Here is a 9,502-nt window from a genome sequence, read left to right on the forward strand (position 1 = left end):
TTCATCGATTAATCCTGAAATGTGCACAAAATGTTCTTTGTTTGAACCTTCTTCTGTAATAAAACCAAATCCTTTGGCGTCATTGAAGAATTTTACTGTTCCTCTACTCATTGTAATAAATTTTAATAATTATTTTAATTAGTACAAAGATAATACCTAATTGCATGCGCCCAACCAATTTTTTAATTTTTTCTAATTGGTTACAATAATTTAATATTGGTTTTTTAAAGTTTATCGCTGTAACCTGCGTTAATTATGAGTTTTCTACTGTTTTTATGAAGCTAATAAAAACACGTACTTCTACCTGTTTTGTAGTTTCCGAAATACTACGCTTTATAATTCTGATGTATTATCTTACTTTTACGCTAAGTAATATGAAGAATAATTCGTTCTTTATAAAACCACTTTATGCAGCGATCTAAAATTTTGTTTCGTATATATAATTGTTGAAAAAACGCAAGAGAGGACGTAATATTTGCCGTTACAGATTTTCTTGCGTTTTGTTAATATTCAAGGAAGTCCAAGTCTAAATGGTAATTTTCGGGATCAAACGGATCTATATATAAAGTAGTTTCTTTTTGAATGTAAAACTGCATACGTAACGCAGTTTCACCCAAGTGAACAGTTTCTTCTATGATGAGTTCTTTTTGATGATATTTGAGCTTAAATGTGACTTTGCACAAAGTATGCTTTATATTTTTTTCGTTGTGATGCCCGTATCCTGAAATTTCATTCAATGCAGCCGCTTTTCCTGTTACAATCGTATTTTTTTGATACTGATTTCTTTCTTGAATGATTGCATTATCGAGCTTTACGGGAATTTTATCAGCCTTTTCTTTAAGATTACGGAGATGTGTGTCATATAGTTTGCCACGTTTTTTGGAGTTGTGATTGATTGAAAAATTTATATATATACTGTACATCCAAAAAGGTATTGAAATAATGATTCCTATACTTACGAATGTCCAATTGGTTTGCGAAGTTTTCAATCCGACAATAATCATAATTATTGCTAGAAAGAATAGCCCAAATATGAAGAAAAAACCAATACTAGAAAGACGCTCTTTGATGTTCATAGATTTTTACAATTTTACCTTTTGATAGGAATTATAAAATACCAATTTGTTACAGTTTTTCTTGTAAAACTTTAATCTCGTCACGATATTTAGCTGCATCCATAAAGTTCAACTCTTTGGCAGCAGTTTCCATGGATTTACGCTTTTCGCGAATTAACTTCTCTATTTGCGCTTTAGTCAGGTATTCCAAATCTGGTTCGGCAGCGGCTTTCGCTTTGATTTCGTCTTCCCAAGCCAAGCTATCGTCTTTTCCAAGAATAGAAGTTAATGCTTTGTTCAAGCCTTTTGGCGTAATTCCGTTTTTGGTATTGTATTCAATTTGCTTTTCACGTCTGTATGCAGTTTCATCCATGGTTTTTTGCATACTTTTCGTAATCTTATCCGCATACAAAATCGCTTTCCCATTAATGTTTCTCGCGGCTCTACCAACGGTTTGTGTTAACGATCGCGCCGAGCGTAAAAAACCTTCTTTGTCAGCATCTAAAATGGCAACTAATGATACTTCGGGTAAATCTAAACCTTCACGGAGTAAATTCACACCGATCAACACATCAAACAAACCTTTACGTAAATCTTGCATAATTTGAACACGTTCTAACGTATCAACATCACTGTGAATGTAGCGACAACGAATTTGAATTCGCGATAGATATTTCGTCAATTCTTCCGCCATACGTTTGGTCAATGTCGTCACCAATACACGTTCATCTTTTTCTGTTCGCAGGTGAATTTCTTCTACCAAATCATCAATCTGATTTAAGCTTGGACGCACTTCTATAATCGGATCTAGCAATCCTGTTGGGCGAATTACCTGTTCTACAAAAATACCATCCGTTTTATGCAATTCATAATCTGCAGGCGTGGCACTTACATAAATTACCTGATTTTGAATGGCTTCGAATTCTTCAAACTTCAACGGTCGGTTGTCCATTGCGGCTGGCAAACGGAAACCGTATTCTACTAAATTTTCCTTTCTACTTCTGTCGCCACCATACATGGCGTGGACTTGCGAAACCGTTACGTGACTTTCGTCAACGACCATTAAATAATCATCTGGAAAATAATCTAACAGGCAAAAAGGGCGTGTTCCTGGCAATCGTCCATCCAAATATCTTGAGTAGTTTTCAATTCCGGAGCAATAGCCTAATTCGCGAATCATTTCCAAGTCAAAATTTGTGCGTTCTTCCAAACGTTTTGCTTCTAAATGTTTCCCAATTTCTCTAAAATAATCTACCTGTTTCACCATATCTTCTTGAATTTGATGAATGGCATTTTGCAATACTTCTGGCGAAGTCACAAACATGTTTGCAGGATAAATGGTGAGTTGCTCGTATTTTTCAAGCACATTATTTGTGGCAGGATCAAAAGATTCTATTTCTTCAATTTCATCACCAAAAAAGTGAATTCTAAAGGCAAAATCGGCATATCCAGGAAATACATCTACCACATCACCTTTTACACGAAACGAACCGCGAAGAAAGTCTGCGGTTGTTCTTGAATACAAACTTTGCACCAAACGATGTAATAATTTCGTTCGCGAAATCACTTGATCGCGTTCTAGTTTGATCACATTCTTTTGGAATTCAATCGGATTTCCAATACCGTACAAACACGAAACCGACGCAATTACAATGACATCACGGCGACCCGAAAGTAGGGAAGAAGTCGTGCTTAAACGCAACTTTTCAATTTCTTCATTGATCGATAAATCCTTTTCTATATACGTTCCTGAAGTCGGAATGTACGCTTCTGGCTGATAATAATCGTAGTAGGATACAAAATATTCAACGGCATTTTCAGGAAAAAACAACTTAAATTCTGAGTATAATTGCGCAGCCAAGGTTTTATTATGTGCCAAAATCAGCGTTGGTTTTTCTACCTGTTCAATTACATTGGCAACTGTAAACGTTTTCCCCGAACCCGTAACACCTAACAAAGTTTGGTATTGTTCGTCGGTTTCAATTCCAGAAACAAGTTGTTTAATTGCTTGCGGTTGATCGCCCGTAGGCGAAAAGTCAGATACAATTTTAAACTTCATATTATGTGTTTGCTTTTTTTGTTTTGGGCGTTTCCCTTTGGGTCAGGCTTTCGGCAGTCGCTCTCTGCGAGGAGCTTCAACAATGCCTCAATCCTTAACGCAACTTCATACAAAAATAGTGAAAAGAAACGAGCATCAACATTCATTGTACATTGAAAAATTAATCATTGACAAAGATATGGTGATGCTCGTTTTAGTGCTCAGAACGTTTATTTTCTGATTTATTATTTCGTTTTCTTCAAATACCAATAAAAGGTTTCGGAAGTTATAAAAGACGGTGCTTATCTAGCGCGACCAGTATCTAAATCCCAAAAATAGAAAAAGAAAAATCCTGCTGCCATTTCAGGCTTGATTCCGTCACAATCTCCAATTCTACTGCCTTTGTAATATACATCTCCGTCACTTTCTATTTTTCCAACTCTTGATCCTTTTACATACACATCTCCGTCCGATTCTATTTTTCCGACTCTTGATCCTTTGTAATAAATATCTCCGTCACTTTCAATCTTCCCAATACGAGAACCTTTTCTGTAAACATCACCATCCGATTCAATTTTCCCTACACGAGAACCTTTTACGTAGATGTCTCCGTCGCTTTCAATTTTACCAATTCTACTTCCTTTATAATACACACTTTGTGCATAACAGGTAGTTCCTATACATAGAAATAATAGCAAGAATAATACTTTTTTCATTGTTGTTTAATTTAGTTTTTAATTTGGTGTGATTTTATTCAGCGTAATAAAAATTTCATTGAAGCGTACGATGCTAAATTCTTAGATTGTAGATTGAATGTAGTTTGCCTTAGGCAGATTTAAACGTTCCAATTTGCCAAAGTATTCCGCTAGGATCATGCAAAAAGAATACATTTCCCCACGGTTTGTATACAATTTCGGATAGGCGTACATTTTCATACTTTTCGGTCAATTGTAGACTTTGTATATGTTTTAGCGTGTTTGGTAAATCGTCCACTTCAAAGAAAATCATGGTATTGTCTACCCAATCTTTTACGTAAGCATCTTGCAGGTAAAACCCAAATTCTCCCATATAGAAGTAAGACATATTTCCTGGGATTTCTATTTCTTCAAAGCCTACATCTGAATAAAACTGACGAGAAATAGTATAGTCTTTAGCGCCAATAAATGCTCTGATAGATTTCCCTGGGATATTCATTTTGAATCGTTTTTAGAATGCTTAATTGCTTTCAATAAACGGTAATTTACGAAATTATTTAAGCAGTTTTCAGTATTTTAATAACTTCTTTCGCAGTTTCATTCCAATGTGTGTCAGAAGTGTTTGTGTTGATTTTAGCTTCTAGTAACGGAATGAAGTCTTCGTGTTGCAATTTTTCAATTGGATCTAGAATATGGTAGTTATCCTCATCAAAAGCTTCTAATTTGGTTTTTAATACAGAAAAAATTCGTTGATCTTTTCGGTTTGCTAATCCAACCATAGCTTCAAATCTAGTATCTTGATGCGTATCTTCAATATTTTGCCAAAGGGCATTTCTAATTTCAGGAGTATCAGTTTCTATTTGTGTGCCTAATCCGAAAGTTGCCCAATTACGAACGTCGTGATGTTTGTCTTTTGATAATTGAATCAATGTATGGATAGCTGTTTTATGTTCAATGCCAGATAATGCCAATGAAAGGTCAAAGCGAACATCAATATTGGGATGATTTTTAAACGAAGCTAGTTTTTCTATTTGTACTTCATTTAAGTTGTGATTGTTGTGTGCAATTGACGAGAATAGGGCAACTAATACTTTTGGCGATTGCTCTTCTTGAAGCATATAAAAGTAGCGCAATATCGTTTTTTTCTGCTGAAATCTCGGATCAAAACCTAATTGTGCTAATATGTAAATCCCTAGAATTTTTTCTTTGTCTATGGAAGATTTCGTTAATTCAAAAGCAATATTATAGACTTTCTTATTGACGCGACTTCTGAGTTCGGTAATATAATTCCAGTAGTTTGTTTGGTTTTTATTCGATAAAACTCTTGAAATAATTTTTTCAGTTGTCCAATGTTTAATTTTCATAGCAATAGACTATCGCTTCAGTGTAAAATGTCCTTTTACATCAAAAGAATTTGGTCCATCTTTAATTTCTGCTAAGAACCAATAATCACTCGATGGCATTCTACGACCTCTGTAGTTTCCGTCCCAACCTGGATCGTTTGCACGTAATGTTGTGAGTAGTTTTCCGTAACGATCAAAGATGTACACAACCGATTTTGGCAAGGTTTCTATTCCTATAATATGCCATGTATCGTTGAATCCATCGTTGTTTGGTGTTACAAATTTTATGTAATCAATGACAACAACTTCTTCGCTTACTTCGCCACAACCGTTTACATCAGAAACCGTTACTACGTGATAGCCTGGTCCAACAAATTCAAATACGTTTGAAATTTGTGGTGTTCCGCCATCTAGAGCATATAAGTAGTCTCCGTTTCCGCTTGCAGTTACGGTAATTGTATTGTTGTCGGAAAAGTTTAGAACATCTACTTCAACAATAGTTGCTAATTCTGATTCGTTCACATTAAAACTAGCTGATTCATCACAACCAAACTGACTTGTTACCGTGACTGAATAGGTGCCAACACTTGTAATGTCGATAGAAGCAGTAGTTTCTCCAGTTGACCAAAGGTATGAGATTCCAATGTCTGAATTTGCAGTTACTGTTAACGGAAGATCGTTTAAACACAAGGTAATATCTTCCGGAAGATCAATTACAGGCAGCGGATGCAGAATTGTCATAAATGAAGTCGTTGCAAAACAACCTGTGACATTATTTTCTAAACGTGCATGAATGATTTGTTCGTTAAACGCATTGAATAAGGTAGGCAATGGACTTACATCGTTTTGCGCATCTTCAATACTTACATGATAACTTACTGTGAATAATGCTGGATTTTGCGTTCCTAAAATAGTTGCAGACTGTCCCGAAAAGTTGAACGTCTGTGTTGAGTTTGCATTGTCACTAATACACGCTTGCATATCACTTACAGAGTTTGCTATAGGGTTTGGATTCATAGTCACGTCAATACTTCTCACAATGAAACAACCTGTAACATCATCTTCTGCTCTGATGAAAATCGTTTCTGGGTTTGACATGTATGTGTAAATGTTTGGAAGCGAATTTGTATCACTTTCCGCATCAGCAGCAGTATTGTAATATTCTATAGAAACTCCTGTTGAATCATCGATAATGATATCTTCTATCTGACTTAAATCTACCGTTCCAGGAACTTCTGCATCACAAAAAGTAGCTTCGGTAATGTTATTTAATACTGGAGGTAAGTTTACATTTAACGTAAACGGAACTGTTACGTAACAACCTGAAATTGTATTGATCAAACGTACAACTATTGGTTGCGGATTGTTAGTATTTGTATAGTTTGTAGGATCTGGAACTACGTTTGTTCCGTTATCAGCAGCATCTTGCGATTCGTGATAGGTAATGACAACATTGTCTTGACGAATGTTTAAGATAGAAAATTCGGCTTCTGTCAAATCAAAAACCACTTGTCCGTCATAATCTACATCACAAACAGTTACATCTGGCGCAGGATTTGCTTCGGGAACTTGCACAACATTCAGTGCAAAATCTACCACAGTGAAACAATTAGAATCATTCGTAATTCTCGCATAAATTGATTGCGGATTTACTGTATTTGTAATGGTAGTTCCAATCGGATCTATATCAGTGGATGCATCTTCAAATGTAGCGTGAAATGTGATGTCTAGGTTTTGTGCAATTCCTGCTGCAATTTCGTCTTGTGTAGCGGTTAAATCGAACGTATCTGTACCATCATTTGTAATATCGTCACAGACAAAAATATCTGTCGGTTCATTGAATATTGGCGCTGGACTTACTTGAATGACAAAATCAGAAACAGCAAAACAGTCTGGATCGGTGTCATTTTCAATACGAACGTGAATGGTTTGCGGATTTGTTTGATTTGCAAACGGAATGGTTTTGTCAATTTCGTTTGTTTTGTCTAAAGCATCTTGCGCAGTAGGATAGTAGAGCACAGTCATGTCTGTTTGATCGTCTAAAATTTCATCATCTCTAGTTTCCATGATAAAATTTTCTGTTTGATCGGTATCTGTTTCACACAATTGATAGATGTCTGTCGCAGTAACTTCAGGAATTGTATTTACAATGATCGGAATTTCTACCCTAGCAAAACAACCTGTTGTGGTATTTTCGACACGAACAAAAGCAGATGTAGTTGCTGTATTGAATGCTGTAGGATCAGTTATAATTTCATCATTATTAATTACGCCACTTAATGAAGTGTGGTACGAAATGTTGATATTGTTTAAATCGGTAATAATTTCAGGAAGACTTTGTGTTATGTTTACATCGGCAATTCCATCCGTATCATCATCACAAATTAAAATAGGATTTGGTTCATTAACTTCGGGTGCAGGCAATACTTCTAACATGAATGTGCCAATATCTGAACAAAAAGTGCTTGTATTTCTGTATCTAAAGAATATTTCTTGCGGATTTGAAGAGTTCACGATAGGTTCTGTAACAGCATTGGTAGAAAAAATGGCATCGTTTAATGTTAGGAAATAAACAACGCTAAATTCTGTATTAGTTCCTATTATAGCTGGTGTAAACATTTCTAAATCCACCACAGCAATTGCATTGGAGTTTGTATCACAAGCAGTCAAAGTTCCCACATCAGGAGCAAGTACAAACGGATTTACCGTTAACGTTATAGAAGCTTCATCTTCACAGCCTGTATCAACATCAGTAAGTCTGATAAATATTTCTTGCGGATTGGAAGTGTTGGTGAACGGAACCGTAATGTCAATTGGATTTATATTATTATCACGATCGTCTTCTGTAAGGTGAAACGTTACGTTTACAAATGCCAAACCGTTTTGGATATTAGGTAAGATAACATTTTCAAAGTCATATTCAAATATACCATCATTACTATCGTCGTCACAACGATTTACATCTTGAAGGTTTGTTGCAGAAAGAAGCGCATTGGTGTATATATTGAATTGAGATATAGAGAAGCAACCCGAATTGTCGTCTACTACACGAATAAATAAAGTTTGTTGTTCAGGGTTTGTATTGTTAAAAGCGGTAATGTCTGGTATTGGATTGTCACCTGTACTGGCATCTTCTGCAGATGTATGTATGGTAGCGGTTACGCCTGTAAGTCCAGCAATAGTTTCGTTAAAAATAGTTGTTAAGTCGAAAGTAGCAAATTCATCTTGATCAGGATCACACGCATCTACCAAGTTTCTGTTTGGTACAGTTAACTGAGGAGATGTTCCTACGTTGATTGCTAAAGAGGTTGTACTTACACATCCAGTTTCAGTATTTACAACACGAACAAAAAGAATTTCATTTGCTGAAGTGTTTGAATAGTTATTTGCAATCGGATTTATATTATTGTCAGCATCATTTTGTGAAAAGTGGTAACTGACACCAAGTACAGGATTCATTCCTGTGATTTCATCATTACGAACCGTTAAATCTATTTGTGTCAATCCGTCACTATCGTCGTCGCAGACATCAATTGGCGCAGGATCGTTGATTGTTGGTAATTCGTTTACAACTAAATTGAAGCTAGTAAATGATAAACAACCATTGTCAACATCTAGCACACGCACAAATACTTCTTGTGGAGAAGTGGTATTTGAAATTGTTGTCGGAAATGCATTTGTATCATTATCTGCATCATCTTGCGTAGGATAGTAACTTACAGTATAATTTGCAGGCGGCACTGTTGCTAATATTTCCGGTTCTTTAATCGTTAAATTAAAACTTTCAACACCAACAGCTCCCGTATCATCACAAAGTTCAAAATCAGTTACAGGTCCTGCAGTTTGTGCAGCATTTAGGGTAACTATTGTTGTATCTTCAATGGTACAAGTTTCAGTTCCTACTGGAATTGTAATTTCTACACGATATGTTCCTGTCAATACAGCATCATGTGTAACACCATTACTTCCAGGAATTGTGACACCATTGCGAAACCATTCGTATGTTGCGAGCGGATTTCCAATATCAGCATTTAACAAATACGAGTTTGCACAAGTAGTAATATCTGGTCCTAAATCAACTGTCGCATTAAAACTATTCCCTTGAATAAAAATAGCAGAATCCGCATTTTGATCTGTTCCATCTGCCAGCACTAATTTGATATGGTATTGTTGATTCGGAATTAAATTTGCAGTCGCCGTTAATACAGTTGTACGTCCGTTATAATTGGTGTCTCCTAAGTTATATCCTTCAAAAAACTCTTCATTTTCAGCAGGGCAGAAACCTACTATTTCATCATGAATTACACTTGTACTCACAGGAATATTTGTTCCAGGTACAACAGCAATATTTGTATATGGAGCCGCACTTCC

Annotated in this window: 7 protein-coding genes; all 7 read right to left on the reverse strand. The window is 35.8% G+C overall.

Annotated elements, in window-relative coordinates; translation table 11 throughout:
• Window positions 1-111: cold-shock protein (locus AB8B65_RS09535; protein WP_405300734.1), on the reverse strand; the 111-nt coding region annotated here is incomplete at its 3' end.
• 392 nt (window positions 112-503) lie between these two features.
• Window positions 504-1,076, reverse strand: a complete 573-nt coding sequence (locus AB8B65_RS09540; RefSeq protein ID WP_405300726.1) for a hypothetical protein — start codon at window positions 1,074-1,076, stop codon at window positions 504-506.
• 49 nt (window positions 1,077-1,125) lie between these two features.
• Window positions 1,126-3,114 (reverse strand): excinuclease ABC subunit UvrB, encoded by a 1,989-nt coding sequence (gene uvrB, locus AB8B65_RS09545; RefSeq protein WP_405300728.1) that lies wholly within the window; start codon window positions 3,112-3,114, stop codon window positions 1,126-1,128.
• A 281-nt stretch (window positions 3,115-3,395) separates the two neighbouring features.
• A complete protein-coding gene (locus AB8B65_RS09550; RefSeq protein ID WP_405300729.1) occupies window positions 3,396-3,809 on the reverse strand; it encodes a 5-fold beta-flower protein in 414 nt (137 codons plus the stop codon).
• Between the two features lie 109 nt (window positions 3,810-3,918).
• Window positions 3,919-4,287, reverse strand: a complete 369-nt coding sequence (locus AB8B65_RS09555) for a glyoxalase (protein ID WP_405300730.1) — start codon at window positions 4,285-4,287, stop codon at window positions 3,919-3,921.
• 58 nt (window positions 4,288-4,345) lie between these two features.
• On the reverse strand, window positions 4,346-5,152 hold the full coding sequence (locus tag AB8B65_RS09560; RefSeq protein ID WP_405300731.1) for a hypothetical protein: 807 nt from the start codon (window positions 5,150-5,152) through the stop codon (window positions 4,346-4,348).
• Between the two features lie 9 nt (window positions 5,153-5,161).
• On the reverse strand, window positions 5,162-9,502 hold a 4,341-nt coding region (locus AB8B65_RS09565; protein WP_405300732.1), incomplete at its 5' end, for a T9SS type B sorting domain-containing protein.

Source organism: Kordia sp., from assembly GCF_045105435.1.
Classification (GTDB): domain Bacteria; phylum Bacteroidota; class Bacteroidia; order Flavobacteriales; family Flavobacteriaceae; genus Kordia.

Coding starts and splice junctions, on each gene's coding strand:
- AB8B65_RS09540 (WP_405300726.1), bottom strand. CDS start 1,076: ATGAACATCAAAGAGCGTCTTTCTAGTATTGGTTTTTTCTTCATATTT.
- uvrB (WP_405300728.1), bottom strand. CDS start 3,114: ATGAAGTTTAAAATTGTATCTGACTTTTCGCCTACGGGCGATCAACCG.
- AB8B65_RS09550 (WP_405300729.1), bottom strand. CDS start 3,809: ATGAAAAAAGTATTATTCTTGCTATTATTTCTATGTATAGGAACTACC.
- AB8B65_RS09555 (WP_405300730.1), bottom strand. CDS start 4,287: ATGAATATCCCAGGGAAATCTATCAGAGCATTTATTGGCGCTAAAGAC.
- AB8B65_RS09560 (WP_405300731.1), bottom strand. CDS start 5,152: ATGAAAATTAAACATTGGACAACTGAAAAAATTATTTCAAGAGTTTTA.